The organism is Gluconobacter albidus (genome assembly GCF_002005485.1).
GTDB classification, from domain to species: Bacteria; Pseudomonadota; Alphaproteobacteria; order Acetobacterales; family Acetobacteraceae; genus Gluconobacter; species Gluconobacter albidus.
The window spans coordinates 2,585,267-2,602,966 of the sequence record NZ_CP014689.1; the positions used below are offsets into that span (position 1 = coordinate 2,585,267).

General features: G+C 62.1%; 16 protein-coding genes. 7 read left to right on the forward strand and 9 right to left on the reverse strand.

Annotated elements, in window-relative coordinates:
* Positions 1–30: 30 nt before the first annotated feature.
* From A0U94_RS11845 to A0U94_RS11870, 6 genes are all read right to left on the reverse strand, one after another.
* Positions 31–939, reverse strand: a complete 909-nt coding sequence (locus tag A0U94_RS11845; RefSeq protein ID WP_062031131.1) for a DMT family transporter — start codon at positions 937–939, stop codon at positions 31–33.
* A 24-nt stretch (positions 940–963) separates the two neighbouring features.
* Positions 964–1,143, reverse strand: a complete 180-nt coding sequence (locus tag A0U94_RS11850; RefSeq protein WP_062107567.1) for a hypothetical protein — start codon at positions 1,141–1,143, stop codon at positions 964–966.
* A complete protein-coding gene (locus tag A0U94_RS11855; protein WP_077803477.1) occupies positions 1,133–2,317 on the reverse strand; it encodes a glycosyltransferase family 4 protein in 1,185 nt (394 codons plus the stop codon). The genes A0U94_RS11850 and A0U94_RS11855 overlap by 11 nt, the downstream gene beginning before the upstream one ends.
* Before the next feature lie 192 nt (positions 2,318–2,509).
* Positions 2,510–4,729: a pyrroloquinoline quinone-dependent dehydrogenase gene (locus A0U94_RS11860; RefSeq protein WP_062031124.1), complete on the reverse strand. Its 2,220-nt coding sequence runs from the start codon at positions 4,727–4,729 to the stop codon at positions 2,510–2,512.
* Positions 4,729–5,109, reverse strand: a complete 381-nt coding sequence (locus tag A0U94_RS11865; protein WP_062031122.1) for a hypothetical protein — start codon at positions 5,107–5,109, stop codon at positions 4,729–4,731. Before A0U94_RS11865 ends, A0U94_RS11860 begins: the two co-directional genes overlap by 1 nt.
* A gap of 151 nt (positions 5,110–5,260) precedes the next feature.
* Entirely contained in the window at positions 5,261–6,415 is a 1,155-nt protein-coding gene (locus A0U94_RS11870) for a hypothetical protein (protein WP_197460351.1), read from the reverse strand.
* Positions 6,416–6,685: 270 nt separating this feature from the next.
* On the opposite strand from A0U94_RS11870, the gene dnaK reads away from it, so the two are divergent.
* Both dnaK and dnaJ read left to right on the forward strand, forming a co-directional pair.
* Entirely contained in the window at positions 6,686–8,590 is a 1,905-nt protein-coding gene (dnaK, locus tag A0U94_RS11875; RefSeq protein ID WP_062106664.1) for a molecular chaperone DnaK, read from the forward strand.
* A 145-nt stretch (positions 8,591–8,735) separates the two neighbouring features.
* Positions 8,736–9,878 carry a molecular chaperone DnaJ gene (gene dnaJ / locus A0U94_RS11880; RefSeq protein WP_062031118.1) on the forward strand — a complete coding sequence of 381 codons (1,143 nt, stop codon included), beginning with the start codon at positions 8,736–8,738 and terminating at the stop codon, positions 9,876–9,878.
* Between the two features lie 60 nt (positions 9,879–9,938).
* Here dnaJ and aroE read toward each other — a convergent pair whose 3' ends face one another.
* Together aroE and A0U94_RS11890 are read right to left on the reverse strand one after the other, a co-directional pair.
* Positions 9,939–10,793: a shikimate dehydrogenase gene (gene aroE, locus A0U94_RS11885; RefSeq protein ID WP_077803478.1), complete on the reverse strand. Its 855-nt coding sequence runs from the start codon at positions 10,791–10,793 to the stop codon at positions 9,939–9,941.
* 191 nt (positions 10,794–10,984) lie between these two features.
* Complete coding sequence (locus A0U94_RS11890) at positions 10,985–11,590, reverse strand: FMN-dependent NADH-azoreductase (protein ID WP_062031114.1); 606 nt, start codon at positions 11,588–11,590, stop codon at positions 10,985–10,987.
* Positions 11,591–11,681: 91 nt separating this feature from the next.
* On the opposite strand from A0U94_RS11890, the gene A0U94_RS11895 reads away from it, so the two are divergent.
* Positions 11,682–12,119, forward strand: coding sequence for a winged helix-turn-helix transcriptional regulator (locus A0U94_RS11895; protein ID WP_077803479.1), 438 nt, complete (start codon positions 11,682–11,684; stop codon positions 12,117–12,119).
* 25 nt (positions 12,120–12,144) lie between these two features.
* Positions 12,145–12,891: a 4-hydroxy-tetrahydrodipicolinate reductase gene (gene dapB / locus A0U94_RS11900; protein WP_077803480.1), complete on the forward strand. Its 747-nt coding sequence runs from the start codon at positions 12,145–12,147 to the stop codon at positions 12,889–12,891.
* 78 nt (positions 12,892–12,969) lie between these two features.
* On the opposite strand, the gene A0U94_RS11905 is transcribed toward dapB, so the two are convergent.
* Positions 12,970–13,758, reverse strand: coding sequence for an SDR family NAD(P)-dependent oxidoreductase (locus A0U94_RS11905; RefSeq protein ID WP_062031111.1), 789 nt, complete (start codon positions 13,756–13,758; stop codon positions 12,970–12,972).
* A 323-nt stretch (positions 13,759–14,081) separates the two neighbouring features.
* Here A0U94_RS11905 and metK point away from each other — a divergent pair, with 323 nt between their 5' ends.
* From metK to A0U94_RS11920, 3 genes are read left to right on the forward strand one after another with little or no spacing between them, the layout of a single operon-like run.
* Positions 14,082–15,266 (forward strand): methionine adenosyltransferase, encoded by a 1,185-nt coding sequence (metK, locus tag A0U94_RS11910; RefSeq protein ID WP_062031109.1) that lies wholly within the window; start codon positions 14,082–14,084, stop codon positions 15,264–15,266.
* A gap of 15 nt (positions 15,267–15,281) precedes the next feature.
* Positions 15,282–15,977, forward strand: coding sequence for a tRNA (guanine(46)-N(7))-methyltransferase TrmB (gene trmB / locus A0U94_RS11915; RefSeq protein WP_077803481.1), 696 nt, complete (start codon positions 15,282–15,284; stop codon positions 15,975–15,977).
* 49 nt (positions 15,978–16,026) lie between these two features.
* On the forward strand, positions 16,027–17,667 hold the full coding sequence (locus A0U94_RS11920) for an electron transfer flavoprotein-ubiquinone oxidoreductase (RefSeq protein ID WP_077803482.1): 1,641 nt from the start codon (positions 16,027–16,029) through the stop codon (positions 17,665–17,667).
* Positions 17,668–17,700 lie beyond the last annotated feature (33 nt).

Sequence of the window (17,700 nt, forward strand, 5' to 3'; positions counted from 1 at the left end):
GACGCCCGATCACGCAATGTGTCAGATCGGTCATTTTTCGTGAGCGTCTGTTTTGGTGAGTGCTTGTGACGAGCGGCCCAGCAGCGCTTCCAGCCATTGCGGGCGCAGTTCGCTGGTCAGCACGCCCCCCACGATCAGAACGGCCCCCAGCAGCGTTGCGGGAGGCAGACTGTCTCCCGCCAGCCAGCCGACCAGCCCACCCCAGACCGGCTCTCCGGCATAGATCACCGCCGCCTTGGTCGGGGAGACGGATTTCTGCGCCCAGTTCATCACAACCTGCACCAGCGCACTCAGCCCTCCCAGAGCCAGCGCGCAGGCGATCCAGACCCATGAAAAGGCCGGAAGCGCTTCCCCCGAGACCGGAACCATCAGCCCCGCGAACAGACTGCCCGCAAAAAGCTGCATGACCGTTACGCGCAGGCTGTCCACACCCCGCGCATAAAGGCTGATGAGGACGATCTCGACCGCAATGGCGATGGCCGCAAACAGCGTCAGCAGATCTCCGTGCCCGAAAGACAGCGATAGCGCCGCCGGACCCGCCAGACAGACCAGCCCCGCAAAAGCCAGCCCGATTCCAAGCCAGCTCATCAGATGCGGCGCCTTGCGCAGAAACGCCCACTGAAAGATCGGCACCAGCGGAACGTAAAGCGCCGTGATAAAGGCGGAGCGGCTGCTGGTGATGTCGTGCAGACCCGCGCTCTGCAACATATAGCCGGTCGCCAGGGCAATTCCGATCAAGGCCCCGGCCCGGATCTCCCGCCGGTTGAAATCCAGCAGCTTCCGTCCGGCCAGAAGCCCGACGAACACCGCCGCCATCATGAAACGGACGAAAACGAAAAAGCGCGGTCCGCAATGCTGCATGGCGATATGCAGCACGAGGAACGTCCCGCCCCACAGCACCGTCACACCCGTCAGCGCCAGTTCCTGCGGGGACGGCATGGGAAAACTGCGTTTCACCGGCGCTCAGCGATCATCAGAAGCGGATGAGGCAGACTCGTCCTGAGGCCGCGCGCGCTGCTGCTGTTTGCGACGCATCAGATTGGCGCGGAGCGCTTTGGCCTCGCGGCTTTCGCGTTCTTCCTTTGCGGCGGCAGCCCGATCGCGGATGATCTGCTCCGCGGGTTTTGCGTCCTTAGCGGTCATGGTCCTGTTCCTCGAATACCGTCCGCAGACGGGTGCCCAGAAGTTCGTCATAAACGCCCAGCGTCCGGGCCTGCATCAGCGCCGTCGTATAGTTGGCAATGGCATGGGCACGGGCCTTTTCCGCCAGCCAGTCCAGCGCGTCTTCGCCTGTTTCCAGCACGCTTTTCAAGGCGTCGGCCAGAGCGTCCGCATCATCGGGTGGCACCACCAGACCCGTCTCGCCGGGCAGGATTGTCTCCATCATCGCGCCCTGTGCCGTGCCGATCACCGGGCAGCCCATCATCTGCGCTTCCACCAGAGTGCGTCCGAACGGCTCGGGCCGGAGCGATGGCGCCACGACGACGCTTGCCAGCTCGCAGGCCGCGGGCATGTCGGTGCAGGTTCCGGCGAACCGGACATGGTCTTCAAGCCCGAGTTCCCGCACCTGCTGTTGCAGCCTGCGGGAGAACTTCCGGTCGTTCTCCGGGCCTGCCAGAACGCAGATCCATCCCGTGCCCATCTTCGAGCGCAGCAGGCCCAGCGCCTCAAGCAGAACGCCCTGACCTTTCCATGCCGTCAGCCGCGCGGGCATGAGAATGATTTTTGCTTCCGCAGGCACGCGCCAGGCATCAGCCAGTTTCTGCACGCGCTCACCGGAGATTGCGCCGGGTGTAAACTCCCGCAGATCCGCACCGCGCGGAATGACGCGCAGGCGGCTCTCCGGCACGGCGTATTCGCTGCGCAGACGGCGGGCGATGAACTCGGAAATGGCAATGACCCGCGCGCCGCGCGCCAACACGGAATTATAGAGTTTTTTGCCCAGCCATTTCGCCTCATGCACGCCGTGCCATGTCGTCACGAGCGGGATGTTTTCGCGACGGCAGGCAATCCACGCTGCCCAGGCCGGAATCCGGGAACGCGCATGGACCAGATCCACACCTTCGCTGCGGATGAGCGCCTGAAGATCCCGCGCCCGGCGCAGCACGGCGACAGGCGATTTTTTCTTCAGATCCAGCTCGACATGCCGACCGCCTGCATGACGCAGTTGCACCAGAAGCTGACCGGGACGCGAGGCTATGAGTGCCGTGCCGCCGCCTTGCGTGATTGCCGCCGCGATCTCGACAGCCCCGCGCTCCAGACCGCCGGTGCCCAGCGCCGGAAGAACCTGAAGGATGACGGGGGAGCGGTCGGTCATGACGGTTCTGCGGAGCCTGTTCCGGGAAGAGTATTTTCAGACGAAAACAGCCTGTAGCCGGGTCTGCATCCCCTTCCCACCCGAAAAATGGAAAAACCGCCCCTCGAAACGACAAAGGGGTGGCTCCCGTGCCATTTCCGGCACGAAAACCACCCCTGCGTCTTGCATCGGGAGCCTCAGCCCCCGGTTCTGTCAGCCCTTGTGATCGGGCAGGGCGTAAACGACCAGCTGATCGCTGACCGGCGTCATCATGAAGTGGTGACCACCTGCCATGATGGCGACGTACTGGTGACCATTGGCTTCATAGGTCATCGGGTTGGCCTGTCCGCCGCCCGGCAGGACCGCGCTCCAGACCACCTTGCCCGTGTGTTCGTCGATGGCGCGGATCTGGTTATCCGTAGCCGCCGCGATGAACACCAGGCCACCGGCCGTCACAACCGAACCACCATTGTTCGGTGTGCCGATTTCCCAGGGCAGACCTGTCGGCAGACCCCACGGACCATTGGCACGGGCCGTTCCCAGCGGATGCTGCCACAGCACCTTCTGACCGTGCTTCATGTCGATGGCCGTGATCATGCCATAGGGCGGACGGTTGCACATCATGCCCGTATACTGGTTCCAGAACGGGGTCACGACGATGCCGTAAGGCGTGCCGTCCATGGCGCCGTTACCTTCGGCTCCACCGCCACCCGGCTTGTAGTTCGGGTCGTCGATCGGCATCAGGCCAAGCTGGTCGGCCTTCTTGCGGGTTACGAGCTGGTCATACATCGGGGTGATGTTCCAGTTCGCAATCAGGATGCCACTTTGCGGATCATAGGACATGGAGCCCCAGTCGCTGCCGCCGTTATAGCCAGGATATTCGATCCACGGCTTGTCGACGCTCGGCACGGTGAACTCACCCGTATAGTTCGCGCGGCGGAACTTGATACGGCAGAAGAGCTGGTCAAGCGGAGACATGCCCCACATGTCCGTCTCTTTCAGGTCCGGCACGCGCAGGGCCGGCATTCCCGTAGACCAGGGCTGCGTCGGCGAACGCGGATCACCCGGGATCACGCCCGGCGACGGAGCAGGACGCTCCTCGACCGGCAGAATGGGCTTGCCGTCACGACGATCCAGCACGAAGGTCTGGCCGCGCTTGGTCGGCATGATCAGCGCAGGAACGGTCTGACCGTCGGCACCGGGCATGTCCATCAGCGTCGCCTGCGAGCCGATGTCATAGTCCCAGACGTCTTTGTGAGCCGTCTGGAAGACCCAGCGCGGCGCGCCCGTCTTTACGTCGATGGCGACAACTGCGGAAGACACCTTGTTTTCTTCAGGGCTACGCAGCGCACTGTAATAGTCCGAAGCCGAGTTTCCGGTCGGAACGTAAACGAGGCCGAGCGCATTGTCGCCCGTCATCGCAGCCCAGGAGTTCGGCGTACCACGGCTGTAATGGTTGTTGCCGGTCGGCTGGCTGTGATCGTTGGGATTGTTCACATCCCACGCCCACAGGAACTTGCCGCTTTCGGCGTCATAACCACGGATCACGCCCGACGGTGCCCAGCGGCGCTGGCCGTCGAGGACTTCGTGGTTGACCACGACCACACCGTTCACGATCGGCGGCGGCGTCGTCATAGACACGAAACCGGGGACAGACTCGCCCATGCCCTGCATCAGGTTGACCTGACCGCCATGCCCGAAGCCCTCGCACAGATTGCCGGTCGCAGCATCAACCGCGATCAGACGCATATCAAGCGTGCCTTCAAGAATACGGTTGTGGCAGGGCTGGCCTTCCGGCACCTGCGACGACGTGAAATACGTCACGCCCTTACACGCGGCGGTGTAGGGAATGGCTTCGTATTTCTCGTTGATGTTGTGGCGCCAGATCTCTTTGCCCGTCGCCGGGTCGAGCTTCATGATGTCGTTCTGTGCCGAACACATATAGAGCCCGTCACCCACCTTGATCGGCGTGGTTTCGGCAGCCCATTTGTTCGTCTGTCCCGGACGCGGATAGCTGCCGGTGTGATAGACGAAAGCCACCTTGAGCTGGTCGGCATTCTGCGGCGTGATTTCCGACAGCGGCGAATAACGCGTCTGACTGTCATCGCGACCATAGGCGGACCAGTCCCCCTGCGCGGGAGCAGCACTCTGCTGCGGCGCCATCTGCGGAACGTCGTTCGGATCCATGGACCCGATATCCGGCAGGTTGGCGGCATTCACACCCGGAGCCTGAGGCGCATAGGGAGACGGGCCGGAGAAACGGCTCGTACCGGCGGGAGTCGTTGCCGTCGGTTCGTCGGCATTGCCGGGGCCGGGAACGGTCGCGGTCGGCGAACCGCCACTTCCTGCGGGAGCGAACTGGGCATTGGCGGCCAGCGGCGCGCAGGCCAGCGTCACGCAGGCTGCGGTGGCGAGAAGATGGGATCTGCGCATCAGACGGCTCCCCTCAGGGTGCGACGGGTTTCCAGTCGACGGAGAACCGGAAGGGTGAGAACGACAAGGATACCCAGGAGCGTCGGGCCGAAATCACGCGGCAGAAGATCAACCGGGCTGAAGCCCACTTCCCACAGCGACCAGACCCAGGTGTAGGCAAGAGCGCCCAGATAGAGGAATGCGCCGAGCGTGCGCCCCAGAACCATAAACACGCCGCTGGCAACCAGCAGAACGCCGCAGATCAGATAATAGACGGAGCCGCCCAGCATCGCGAGTTGAGCCCCGCCGATAACAAAGAACAGCCCCACCAGAACGATAACAACCCCGAGCACGAGCGTGAGCCACTCGGTCAGGGTCCTGTTGCCATAAGTATTTGGCATCGGTGAAAGCCTCCTGCACTGATACCCCGGACGGTAATTGCAGACTTTCAGGAAAGCTACGGCTCTTTTTCAATATTCCCGTATTCCACTCTAACAAAACCGTGTTCGAATACAGTTCCATTTCGGTGAATTCAAATAAACGTTATTCCTATTACCCAGCCGGAATCGTGACAACCGCTCCGCCCGTATGGTTGGTCGCCGCAAGAGCCGCCAGAACCTGCACCATCGTAAAGGCCAGTTTGCTCTGGAAATCCCGGTCGCTGATCCAGAACCATGCATTGTGATAACTGACGGCAGCATAGGAACCGTCAGGCTCTTCCTTGCCCGAATGGATCACGACTTCCGGCCGGTTCTCGATTCCGACCTGACCGATCGTCGGCGGTGTGCGACCAGCCTTGATGTCGTCTTCCGGAACCTCGACCTCATAGGCGAGCTGCGTCAACATCGCGAGCATCGAGCGCGTCAGGATCGCAATCTGGCCTGGATGTTTGGGATAAGGCCCATAAACGATCTCGGCTTCTTCCGCCGTCGGATCGAGATGCAGCAGACGGCGCACTTCCGCCTGAATGGCGAGCAGATTGCTTTCAGAGGTGGACGTCAGGACAAGATAGGAGCGTTCGGAACCGGGCCCACCGCCATTGCCTCCGCCATTACCGTCGGATTTTCCACCGGTCTTCTTGCTGTCCGGCGGTGTCGGAGGATCGGTCGTGATCCGGATGGTCATGGCCCCCGCGACCTGAAGCTGCCTCAGGTCATGCAGCAGCAGATAGAACCGTACGGACCCGCCACCAAACGGCCCCGCACCAAGGCCGCGCACATTGGAGAGGCCGTCAATGGACTGCGCCGTCAGACGCAGCAGCGTGTCGATCGGCAGACCGCCAAGGCTGAGAGGCATGATGACGGTTGGCGAGATCGGCCGGACCACGTTCTCGGCGTATTGCTGGCCCGTCACGGGCTGATAGGTGAAAGTCGGGCTTTCCCCCATCGACATCGTCCCTGTCCCGAACAGGTAGTTTCCCACGGCCGTCGCCGGATAGGCATAGAAACCGCCGCTGACGCTCTTGGAAACACTGTAACCCGCAATCACCTGTGTCGTATCGAGGAAGGTCGGCGGATCGGCATACCGCAGCCGCACGATGTTGAGCAGCATCTCGTGCTTCTGGGTATCCCCCAGCGCACGGGAATATTCGAGCTGGTCATTGCGCAGCTTTCCCGGCCCCATCGGGCCACAGGCAGACAGCCCGGTTGCGGAAAAACAGGTCAGGACAGCCAGCAGCGTGGCACGAAAGTAGGAATGATTCGGCATGGCTGTGTGAAGACTGTCCCATTGGCAGGCAAAGCGGAAGGCCCGACCTTACTAAAGGGCGATGCGCATATCTGAAACCGCCATCTTTCCTTTCAGGACCCGGCGGGACAAGATTCTCGACGAAATGTGTCGTCGAAGTGCTTGAAACACCTTCCAGCCTTGCCTAGATCAGTAGTCGAAACACAGGCCCGTGAGGGTCTGGGGACGTCAATAGGGTTCGATCCGGTGCCTCACAGGGCCGGGACGGACCGCTGAGAGGACTGATTTTACATGAGCAAAGTCATTGGCATTGACCTTGGTACCACCAACTCCTGCGTTGCCGTACGCGAGGGTGATGAAACCAAGGTGATCGAAAACAGCGAAGGCGCCCGCACGACGCCGTCCATGGTCGCTTTCACCGACAAGGGTGAGCGTCTCGTCGGACAGGCCGCGAAGCGTCAGGCTGTGACCAACCCCGCCAACACCCTCTACGCCGTCAAGCGTCTGATCGGCCGTCGTTACGACGACCCGACCGTCCAGAAGGACAAGGAAATGGTGCCGTACGGCATCGTCCGTGGCGATAACGGCGACGCATGGGTCGAAGCCCGCGGCGAGAAGTACGCTCCGTCGCAGATCGCGGCCTATGTTCTGGGCAAGATGAAGGAAACCGCCGAAAGCTATCTCGGCGAGACCGTCTCCCAGGCCGTCATCACGGTTCCGGCCTACTTCAACGACGCCCAGCGTCAGGCCACGCGTGACGCTGGCAAGATCGCCGGACTCGAAGTCCTGCGCATCATCAACGAGCCGACCGCAGCAGCCCTCGCCTATGGCCTTGGCAAGCGCGATTCCGGTACGGTGGCCGTGTATGACCTTGGTGGCGGCACGTTCGACGTCTCCATTCTCGAGATCTCCGACGGCGTGATCGAAGTGAAGTCCACGAACGGTGATACGTTCCTGGGCGGTGAAGACTTCGACAACCGCATCATCGGTTTCCTGGCTGACGAGTTCAAGAAAGAGCAGGGCATCGACCTGCGTGGCGACAAACTCGCCCTGCAGCGCCTCAAGGAAGCCGCCGAAAAGGCCAAGATCGAGCTGTCCTCCTCCAAGGAGACCGAGATCAACCTGCCGTTCATCACGGCTGATGCCTCCGGTCCGAAGCACCTCGTCGTCAAGCTGTCCCGCGCCAAGCTGGAAAGCCTCGTCGATGATCTGGTGCAGCGTACGCTCGGCCCGTGCCGTGCAGCCATCAAGGATGCGTCTGTCTCCCCGAGCGAGATCGACGAAGTCATTCTCGTTGGCGGCATGACGCGTATGCCGAAGGTCATCGAAACGGTTAAGGAATTCTTCGGCAAGGAACCGGCCCGTAACGTCAATCCGGACGAAGTGGTCGCCATCGGTGCTGCCGTTCAGGGCGCTGTCCTGAAGGGTGACGTCAAGGACGTCCTGCTCCTCGACGTGACACCGCTGTCGCTGGGTATCGAAACGCTGGGTGGCGTGTTCACCCGTCTGATCGACCGCAACACGACGATCCCGACCAAGAAGAGCCAGACCTTCTCCACGGCCGAAGACAACCAGAACGCCGTGACCATCAAGGTCTATCAGGGCGAGCGTGAGATGGCGGCTGATAACAAGCTGCTGGGCAACTTCGACCTTCAGGGCATTGCCCCGGCGCCACGCGGCATGCCGCAGATCGAAGTCACCTTCGACATCGACGCCAACGGCATCGTGAATGTGTCCGCCAAGGACAAGGCCACGAACAAGGAACAGCAGATCAAGATCCAGGCCTCTGGCGGTCTGTCTGACTCCGACATCGACCGCATGGTCAAGGACGCGGAAGCCAACGCAACCGCCGACAAGGCCAAGCGTGAGCTGGTCGAGCTGCGCAACAGCACGGAAAGCCTCATCCACCAGACCGAGAAGTCCATCACCGAAGGTGGCGACAAGGTTCCAGCGGCTGACAAGTCCGAAGCGGAAGCCGCTATTGCCGAAGCCCGCGAAGCTCTGGGTGGCGACAACCTCGAGGCCCTGAAGGCTGCCAGCGACAAGCTGACGCAGGCTGCCATGAAGGTTGGTCAGGCTGTCTATCAGGCCGGTCAGGGTGCTGAAGGCGCTGCTGCTCCGGAAGCCGAAAAGAAGGACGACAACGTCGTCGATGCCGACTTCGAAGACCTCGAAGACGATCACAAGAAGAACTGATCGGGTGACTTTCCCGGATGGAGCCGAACGCTCCGTCCGGCCCTGTTTTCCGAGGGCGCCCGTTCCCGCAAGGGGGTGGGCGCCATTCTTGTTTTTCCGGCCCATAACAGGGACCGCCTTCCGGAACGCCCCCTAAGGACCGAACATGGCCACCAGAATCGACTATTACGAATCCCTCGAAGTCTCCCGCACGGCCTCGCCGGACGAGCTGAAAAAAGCCTTCCGCAAACAGGCCATGCGCTTTCACCCCGACCGTAATCCGGGGGATGATGCCGCCGAGCAGAAGTTCAAGGAAATCAACGAAGCCTATGATGTCCTGAAGGACGCGCAGAAGCGCGCCGCCTATGACCAGTACGGCCATGATGCCTTCGAAGGTGGCATGGGCGGAATGGGTGGCGGCTTCGGCGGTGGTTTTGCCGGTGCAGGCGGTCTGGGCGACATCTTCGACCAGATGTTCGGAGACATGATGGGCGGCCGTCGGGGTGGTGGACGCCGGACCGGGGCGGATGTCCAGGTTCAGGTCGAAATCACACTGATGGAAGCCTTCACGGGCGTGAAGAAGGATGTCGAGGTCCGCACCCGCGTGGCCTGCGAGTCCTGTCACGGTTCGGGTTCAGCCGATCCCAAGGCGGGCAGCACCACGTGTCCGACCTGTCACGGCGCGGGGAAGGTCCGGGCGCAGCAGGGCTTTTTCCTCGTCGAGCGCCCCTGCCCGACCTGTCATGGTTCGGGACGGACTGTCGCCAATCCGTGCAAGGTCTGTCACGGCACGGGAACGCAGGCGAAGACCGAGACCATCAGCATCGACATCCCCGCCGGCGTCGAGGATGGCACCCGCATCCGCATGGCAGGCAAGGGCGAAGCTGGAGGTGAAGGCGTGCAGCCAGGCGATCTGTATGTCCACATTTCCGTCCTGTCGCATGACATTTTCCAGCGCGACGGCGCGAACATTTACTGCCGCGTTCCGCTGCGCATGACTCAGGCCGCTCTGGGCACGGAAGTGGAAGTACCGGTTGTGGATGGCGGCCGCAGCAAGGTCCGCATCCCTGCCGGAACCCAGACGGGCGAGACGTTCCGTCTGCGCGGCAAGGGTTTCTCGGTCCTGCGCTCCTCGGCCCGTGGGGACATGTATATTCAGGTCTCGGTCGAAACGCCGAGCCATCTGACGAAGCGCCAGCGCGAGCTTCTTGAAGAATTCGAGAAGGAAGCCGGGGACGACCACGCCAAGGGCAGCCCCGAAAGCAGTGGTTTCTTCGCCAAGGTCCGCGACTTCTTCGACGGCCGCTGATCTTTATCAGGTTCACGGAAAACCCCAGTGCCCTCCCTGAAGGCACCGGGGTTTTTTATGTCAGGCCGCGCCGAAAATATCCTTCAGGGTCTTTTCCATCACCCCGCCATCCAGCGTCTTGCCCAGCCAGTGCTCCACGCCGATCACGCCCTGATTGACCAGCATCCCGAGCCCGTCCAGCACGGTGCAGCCCTTGCCTTCCGCTTCGCGCAGCAGGCGCGTTCTGGGCGGGTTCGGGATCACATCAGCGACGATCAGCCCCTTGCGCAGGGTCTCGACCTTCAGAGGGGGCATGGTTTCGGAATCCCCCAGACCGATGGACGTCGCGTTGATCAGGATGTCCACGTCCTCCGGCACACTGGCGTCACCGTCCCAGGCCTGAATGTCCGCCTTGGCCGACGTGTTGTCCCGAACGAGGGCAGCGATGGTTTCGGCTTTCTTCGGGTCGCGGTTCATGACGGTAATATGGGCGGCGGAGGCCAGACCCAGTTCCACGGCGATGGCGCGCGCGGCACCACCTGCCCCCAGAAGCAGGACCTTCTTGCCGGATGGGTCCGTGACCTTTTTGAGAGAGGCCAGAAAGCCCTTGCCGTCCGTATTGTCGCCGATCAGACGGCCATCGCGGATGGAGACACAGTTCACGGCTCCGATGATCCGGGCGGATTCGGCAACTTCGTCCAGATGCTCGATCACCGCGACCTTGTGCGGCAGGGAACAGTTGAACCCGACCCATTCCATGGCCCGCGCGCCCGCCACGGCGTCCTTCAGACCCTCGGCCTTGACGTCGCAGTTGATGTAGCGGGCATCAATATCGTGGTGCCGGTAGGCCGCCTCGATCATGGCAACGGTGGGGTTGTCATCGCAGGGTGTCGAGAACGATCCCGTCAGGATGCTGCGGAAATTCTGCTGGCTCATGAAAGGCTCCTCGGATCTGTGCAGTCTTGCGTTCACACGACATGACGCACGGACGCGCAAAAGGTCCATTCACTTTCCGGAAATCTTGATTTTCCGGACGCCTCCGGGCCATGCCCGATACTGAAACTCCGGCCCTAAATTCCGGCCGATCGCCTTGTAAAAAAAACGACCGGCCGGAGAGCCAGAAGACCTTAGAGCGCGCTGGCTTTCTGTTCCGCGTCCGACAGAATGCGGGCACGGTCGGCACCGCCATTCGTGGCGAGACCCTCGGCTTCAATCACGGTGATGTCCGTAATGCCGATCATGGTGAAGACAGATTTCAGATAGCTGAGCTGATGCTCGAAGGACGCTGCGGGCGAGCCTTCGCCATACAGGCCGCCACGCGCCACGGCGAGCACGACTGCCTTGCCCTTGGCCAGACCCTCGATCCCACCCGCGCCATAGCGGAAGGTCTGACCCGCCACCATAATGCGGTCGATCCAGGATTTGAGCTGGCTGGGAATCGACAGGTTGTACATCGGCACGCCGATGACGACGACATCCGCCGCCTTGAAATCATTCAGAGCCTTTGCGCTGGCGACCAGTTCGGGACGGGCCGACACATCCGGCGTCAGCTCTTTGCCCAGCCAGGACAGCGCTTCGACATCCAGATGCGGCAGCGGATCGCTGGCGAGATCGAGGGAAATGACCTCGACGGACGGGTCTTTCTTGCGGAACTGGGCGACAGCGGCGGCGCTGACCTGACGGCTGGCAGAGCTGTCACCGAGAATGCTGGAATCGATGTGAAGAAGTTTCATTTTGATCTTTCCGGTTCCTGATCGTAACCAGCACCAGATAAGGAACCTTTGAACCCCGCCGCAAGAAGGCACATTCCGGAGCCATAGGCACATGGATGTTCGCGTCAGTGATACCGTTTCTCCCCCCAAGCCATCCGCAGGGCCGAATACGGCCGCTCTGGACTGCTCGCAGAACGGGGATGCCTGCGCCGTCATCCGCTCCATTCTTGCGCGCACGACGGACAAGTGGAGCATCCTGATCGTCAAATCGCTCGGACGCGGGCCGCACCGTTTCAGCGAACTGCGCCGTACGATCGACGGGATTTCGCAGCGAATGCTGACGCTCACCCTGCGTAATCTGGAGCGCGACGGCCTCGTCCTGCGGACCGTCACCCCGACGACTCCGCCGCGCGTGGATTATGAACTCACGACGCTCGGAGAATCGCTGTGGACGCTGACGGAGGCCTTCGGTCAGTGGGCGCTGTCCAACCGGCCCGAAATCGAGGCCGCCCGCAGCCGTTTTGACGCCCGGCTAGACGCCGGTCTCTGATTTTTCCGTATCTGATGGACCAACCATGACCCTGATTTCCGCTCCCCGCATTGGTATCGCCGGCATTACGGGCCGGCTTGGAACACTCTGCGCCGAAGAGGCCGGAACTGCCCTCACAGGCGGCCTGTCCCGCACGGCAGATGCTTCGCGCAACATCACGACCGACCCTGCCACGCTCGCGAAGAACTGCGATGTGGTGATTGATGTCAGCCACGCCACGACGGTCCCGGCCCATGCGGCGGCCTTCGCGCAGACCGGATGTGCATGGGTTCTGGGAACCACCGGGCTCGACCAGGGCGCGCAGGACGCCGTGAACGCGGCGGCGCAGCATATTCCCGTCCTTCAGGCCGCCAATTTCTCACCCGCACTGACGCTGTTTCTGGAACTGGCCCGGCAGCTTGGCGCGGGACTGCCGGATTATGATGCGGAAATTCTGGAGGTCCATCACCGCCAGAAGCTGGACGCGCCATCCGGCACGGCACTGGCGATCGGAAAGGCCGTGGCGGAGGGGCGTGGAGTCGCGCTCGAAGACGTGGCCCGGACCGACCAGAACGGTCTGCGCCCGGACGGGGCGATCGGATTCGCCTCCCTGCGGGGCGGGCAGATCGTGGGCGAACATGACCTTGTCCTGATGGCGGCGGACGAACAGATCACCCTGTCCCACCGCGCACTGGACCGCAGGGTCTTCGCCAGAGGCGCCCTGCTCGCCGCAAAATGGCTCGCCGGACGCCCGGCAGGCCTCTACACAATGGCAGACGCCTTAAAACCCTGAACCTAAAACAGGGTGCAGGGATCAAGATCCCTGCCGGGTCCGGGCAGAGCCCGGACTCCCCCAATCAACCGCCAGTAATCAACCTCCGGCAATCGGCAGGTTCACACCCGTCATGAAGCTGGAATCGTCCCCCAGCAGAAACGCCACCACGCCCGGGATTTCGTTGATGTCGCCATAACGGCGCATCGGGACGCTGCCGATCATCTGCTCGGACACCACCTTGGGATCGGTGGAGAAATACTGGCTTCCGACCTTGGCCTGAAGTTCGACCTGACGCTCCCACATGAAACCGGGGCCCATGTAACCGGGGCTGATGGCGTTCACGCGGATGTTGTATGGCGCGAGATCCAGCGCAGCGGTTTCGGTCAGGGCGATGATGGCACCCTTGGAGGCGCCGTAGGCGGCCATGTTCGGCGGCCCCTTCACACCAGCCATGCTGGCCGTGTTGACGACGCGGCCGTAGTTCTGGGCGATCATCTGGCGCGTAACGGCCTTGAGGACATGGAAGGCGCCGGTGACATTGATCGTCAGCACACGCGCAAAATCCTCGGACGGATAATCCTGAACAGGGGCGAACGCGCCCTGATACCCGGCATTGTTGAACAGGAAGTCGATCTTCCCGAAATCCCGGACCACGGCGTCCACAGTCTCGGTCACGGCCTCTTCGGACGTCACGTTACAGACATAGGAGCGGGCTTCGACGCCCTTTTCACGGACGGCGGCTTCCGCCTTTTCCAGAGCTTCCCGGTTCATGTCCAGCAGGGCGATGGCCGTCCCTTCCCCAGCCAGACGGAGGGCGGTCGCAAGACCGATATTGCCACCGGCACCGGTGACGAGACAAACTTTACCGCTAAACTGATTCGACATTCCAAACGCCTCAAATTCCCTGTTTGCCCACAACCGTACCCTGACAGGCAATGCCGGTTACGGAGCTGTAAACGCAGCATGAACGGTGTCGTTGAAAAATGAAACGGGGGCCTGCGCTCTCTTTTTCGTAATTTCTGTCCGGTTTTTTTGTAATTTCAGGCTGATTTTCGGGACTTTTCCGCAGAAAACCGCGTTCAGACCTCACACGGCCCCTTGACCCTTGCGTCCAATTCCGCCAAGCCGTCCCCTCCCTGAATGCCACAGTCCGCCTGCCAAGGCACGCTGTGGCCCTTCTCACCACTCATTCCCTGCGAGGTCCCTGAGTGCGCAATCACGGCGATTTCCTTTTCACATCCGAGTCCGTTTCCGAAGGCCATCCCGACAAGGTGGCGGACCGCATTTCCGATACCGTTCTGGACGCCTATCTGCAGGCCGATCCGGAAGCGCGTGTTGCCTGTGAGACGCTGGTCACCACCAACCGCGTCGTCCTGGCCGGTGAAGTCCGCGGCCCCAAAGAGGTCGAGGACACGCTGATCGACCGCGCCCGTGAAGCCATCAAGGACATCGGCTACGACCAGGAAGGTTTCTCCTGGAAGAAGGCCGAAATCACCTCCTATCTGCACGCACAGTCCGCTGACATCGCCCAGGGCGTTGACAGTGCCGGTGACAAGGACGAGGGCGCTGGCGATCAGGGCATCATGTTCGGCTACGCCACGCGCGAAACCGAACACCTGATGCCTGCACCGCTGTTCTATGCGCAGACGATCCTCGAGCGCATCCGCGACTACCGCAAGAGCGGCGACGCCCGTGGCGTCGGCCTTCTGCCGGATGCCAAGAGCCAGGTTACGCTGCGTTATGTCGATGGCAAGCCCGTTGGCGTCACGTCCGTCGTGATTTCCACGCAGCATGTCGAAGGCATGAGCCAGAACACGATCCGCGAGACGCTTCGCGACGTGGTCAACGGCATCCTTCCCGAAGGCTGGAACTGCCCGGAAGACGAGTTCTACGTGAACCCGACCGGCAATTTCGTCATCGGCGGACCGGACGGCGACGCAGGCCTCACGGGCCGCAAGATCATCGTCGACACCTATGGTGGCGCAGCCCCGCATGGTGGTGGCGCATTCTCCGGCAAGGACCCCACGAAGGTGGACCGTTCGGCAGCCTATGCCGCGCGTTACCTCGCCAAGAACGTCGTGGCTGCCGGCCTTGCCGATCGCTGCACGATCCAGCTCAGCTACGCCATCGGCGTGTCCAAGCCGCTCTCGGTCTATGTTGACCTCGACGGCACGGGCAAGGATGTGGACGAAGCCCGTCTGGGTGCGATCCTCAACGAGGTTGTGGACCTGTCCCCGCGCGGCATCCGCAAGCATCTGCGCCTGAACCGTCCGATCTATGTTCCGACCTCCGCTTACGGCCATTTCGGTCGTGCGCCGGATCCGGTCCTGGACAACTTCACCTGGGAGCAGACCGATCTGGTCACCACGCTGCGTGGCGCCCTGAACCGCTAATCTGGCAGAAAATCCCTGGTCGAGTCTCTCAAACCCCAGCCGGAGCGGCTTTACGGCCGTCAACGCGGCCATCCGCTCCGGGCCCGGCAGCAGCACCTTCTTGAGAAGGCGCTGCCCCGGCTCTCCTTTACCTCACCGGAAAATCCCGCCGCGGGATTCTCCGATGCGGTCTCGCGCGTTTTTCTCGAAATCGGTTTTGGCGGTGGCGAACATGCCGTCGGTCAGGCCGAACTGAACCCGGATGTCGGCTATATCGCCTCCGAGGTCTTCGAGAACGGCCTGTGCTCCCTGCTGTCGCGCCTCGTGCCCGAAGGCGAGGAAGACACGGCCACGCCGCCTCCCCATTTCCGCATCTGGGCCGAAGATGCCCGCCTGCTGCTCAAGGACATGCCCGATGCCTGTCTGGACCGGGCGTATCTGATGTTCCCGGATCCGTGGCCCAAGGCCCGGCACGCCAAGCGCCGCTTCGTGCATCCGGAAAACATCAAGCAGATGCACCGCGTCCTGAAACCCGGCGCCATCTGGCGCGTCGCCAGTGACCATCCCGTCTATCAGGAATGGGTCACGGAAGTGATGGGCAAGCAGGATCTGTTCGATGCGCCGCCCCCGGCCAAGGAACGTCCCGAAGGCTGGTCGCCCACACGCTATGAAGCCAAGGCCTTCCGCGAAGGGCGCGTGCCGTTCTACTGGACTTTCACGCGCCGTCCCTGAAACCCACGCCAAACCCTTATCCCAGTTATTCAGCGAGTTTCCTGACATCATGACCCAGATCGAACGCGAAGAAATGGAATTCGATGTCGTGGTGGTCGGTGGCGGTCCCGCCGGTCTGTCCGCCGCGATCCGCCTGAAACAGCTGATGCCGGATGCAGGCGTCTGCCTGATCGAAAAAGGCAGCGAGATCGGCGCCCATATCGTGTCGGGCGCCGTTATCGAGCCCCGCACGCTCGATGAACTTCTGCCGAACTGGCGCGATCTGGACGCCCCCCTGCGGACGCAGGTGACGGAAGAGCGGATGCTGTTCTTGACCGAAACGCGTTCGTTCGCGGTTCCTTATCTGGACCGCGTGATGCCGCAGATGGCCAATCACGGGAACTATGTTGTCTCGCTTGGCGAAGTCTGCCGCTGGCTCGGCGAGCAGGCCGAGGCTCTGGGCGTGGAAATCTATCCGGGCTTCTCGGGCGCGGAACTGTTTATCGAAAATGACCACGTCGCTGGCGTCATCACGGGCGACATGGGTATCGAACGCAACGGCGAACACGGGCCGAACTTCACGCCCGGCATGATCCTGCGCGCAAAGCAGACCATCCTGACCGAAGGCGCCCGCGGGTCCCTCACCGGCCACGCCATGAAGCGTTTCGGCCTGCGCAAGGGCGTGGAGCCGCAGACCTATGGCCTCGGCGTCAAGGAAGTCTGGGAAATCCCGGCGGAAAAACATCGTCCGGGCCTCGTGCAGCACAGTTTCGGCTGGCCGCTCGACGATCACACCTATGGCGGCGCCTGGCTCTATCATTTCGGGGAAAATCTGGTCAGCTTTGGCTTCGTGACCGGCCTCGATTACGCCAATACCTATCTGTCCCCGTTCGAAGAAATGCAGCGGACCAAGCTGCACCCGGCCTTCCGGGAGCACTTCGAAGGCGGCAAGCGCCTGATCTACGGCGCACGAGCCCTGTCGGAAGGCGGCTTCCAGTCCATTCCGCGCCTGACCTTCCCCGGCGGCGTGCTGGCTGGTGACTCGGCGGGCTTCCTGAACGTGCCCAAGATCAAAGGCACACATACGGCCATGAAATCCGGCATGATCGCGGCTGAGGCCGTGGCCGAGGCTCTGGAAAAGGACAGGAAGGAAGCCGCCAGCATGACGGCGCGCGTCCAGCAGTCCTGGCTATGGTCCGAACTGCGCGACGTCCGCAACATCCGCCCGGCCTTCGCGAAATGGGGCATGAAGCTCGGCGCGCTCTATGCCGGCATCGACAGCATGATCCTGCGCGGCCGTGCCCCTTGGACGCTGCATCACCCACATGCCGATAACGAGACGCTGCGTCCCGCTTCGGTGTGCACGAAAATCGACTATCCCAAGCCCGACGGGAAGATCACCTTCGATCGCGTCAGTTCGGTCTTCCTGAGCAGCACGAATCACGAGGAGAACCAGCCGGTTCACCTCAAACTCCGCAACGAGTCCGTCTGGCAGACCGTCAATCACGACGTGTTCGATTCGCCCGAAAGCCGTTATTGCCCGGCCGGTGTGTATGAACAGGAACAGACGGGCGAAAATGCCTGGCAGCTCCGGATCAACGCCCAGAACTGCGTGCACTGCAAGACCTGCGACATCAAGGACCCGACGCAGAACATCGACTGGTGCACGCCCGAAGGCGGCGGCGGTCCGAACTATCCGGTCGGGATGTAATTTTCTTCCCGCAAAAGGGCACGGCCAGAGCGG

Bases quoted from the DNA above. Each gene is read 5' to 3' on its own strand.
- A0U94_RS11865 (WP_062031122.1), bottom strand. From the start codon at position 5,109: ATGCCAAATACTTATGGCAACAGGACCCTGACCGAGTGGCTCACGCTC.
- A0U94_RS11895 (WP_077803479.1), top strand. From the start codon at position 11,682: ATGGATGTTCGCGTCAGTGATACCGTTTCTCCCCCCAAGCCATCCGCA.
- A0U94_RS11890 (WP_062031114.1), bottom strand. From the start codon at position 11,590: ATGAAACTTCTTCACATCGATTCCAGCATTCTCGGTGACAGCTCTGCC.
- A0U94_RS11860 (WP_062031124.1), bottom strand. From the start codon at position 4,729: ATGCGCAGATCCCATCTTCTCGCCACCGCAGCCTGCGTGACGCTGGCC.
- dnaK (WP_062106664.1), top strand. From the start codon at position 6,686: ATGAGCAAAGTCATTGGCATTGACCTTGGTACCACCAACTCCTGCGTT.
- dnaJ (WP_062031118.1), top strand. From the start codon at position 8,736: ATGGCCACCAGAATCGACTATTACGAATCCCTCGAAGTCTCCCGCACG.
- A0U94_RS11845 (WP_062031131.1), bottom strand. From the start codon at position 939: ATGCCGTCCCCGCAGGAACTGGCGCTGACGGGTGTGACGGTGCTGTGG.
- A0U94_RS11850 (WP_062107567.1), bottom strand. From the start codon at position 1,143: ATGACCGCTAAGGACGCAAAACCCGCGGAGCAGATCATCCGCGATCGG.
- A0U94_RS11905 (WP_062031111.1), bottom strand. From the start codon at position 13,758: ATGTCGAATCAGTTTAGCGGTAAAGTTTGTCTCGTCACCGGTGCCGGT.
- A0U94_RS11920 (WP_077803482.1), top strand. From the start codon at position 16,027: ATGACCCAGATCGAACGCGAAGAAATGGAATTCGATGTCGTGGTGGTC.
- A0U94_RS11855 (WP_077803477.1), bottom strand. From the start codon at position 2,317: ATGACCGACCGCTCCCCCGTCATCCTTCAGGTTCTTCCGGCGCTGGGC.
- aroE (WP_077803478.1), bottom strand. From the start codon at position 10,793: ATGAGCCAGCAGAATTTCCGCAGCATCCTGACGGGATCGTTCTCGACA.
- dapB (WP_077803480.1), top strand. From the start codon at position 12,145: ATGACCCTGATTTCCGCTCCCCGCATTGGTATCGCCGGCATTACGGGC.
- A0U94_RS11870 (WP_197460351.1), bottom strand. From the start codon at position 6,415: ATGCCGAATCATTCCTACTTTCGTGCCACGCTGCTGGCTGTCCTGACC.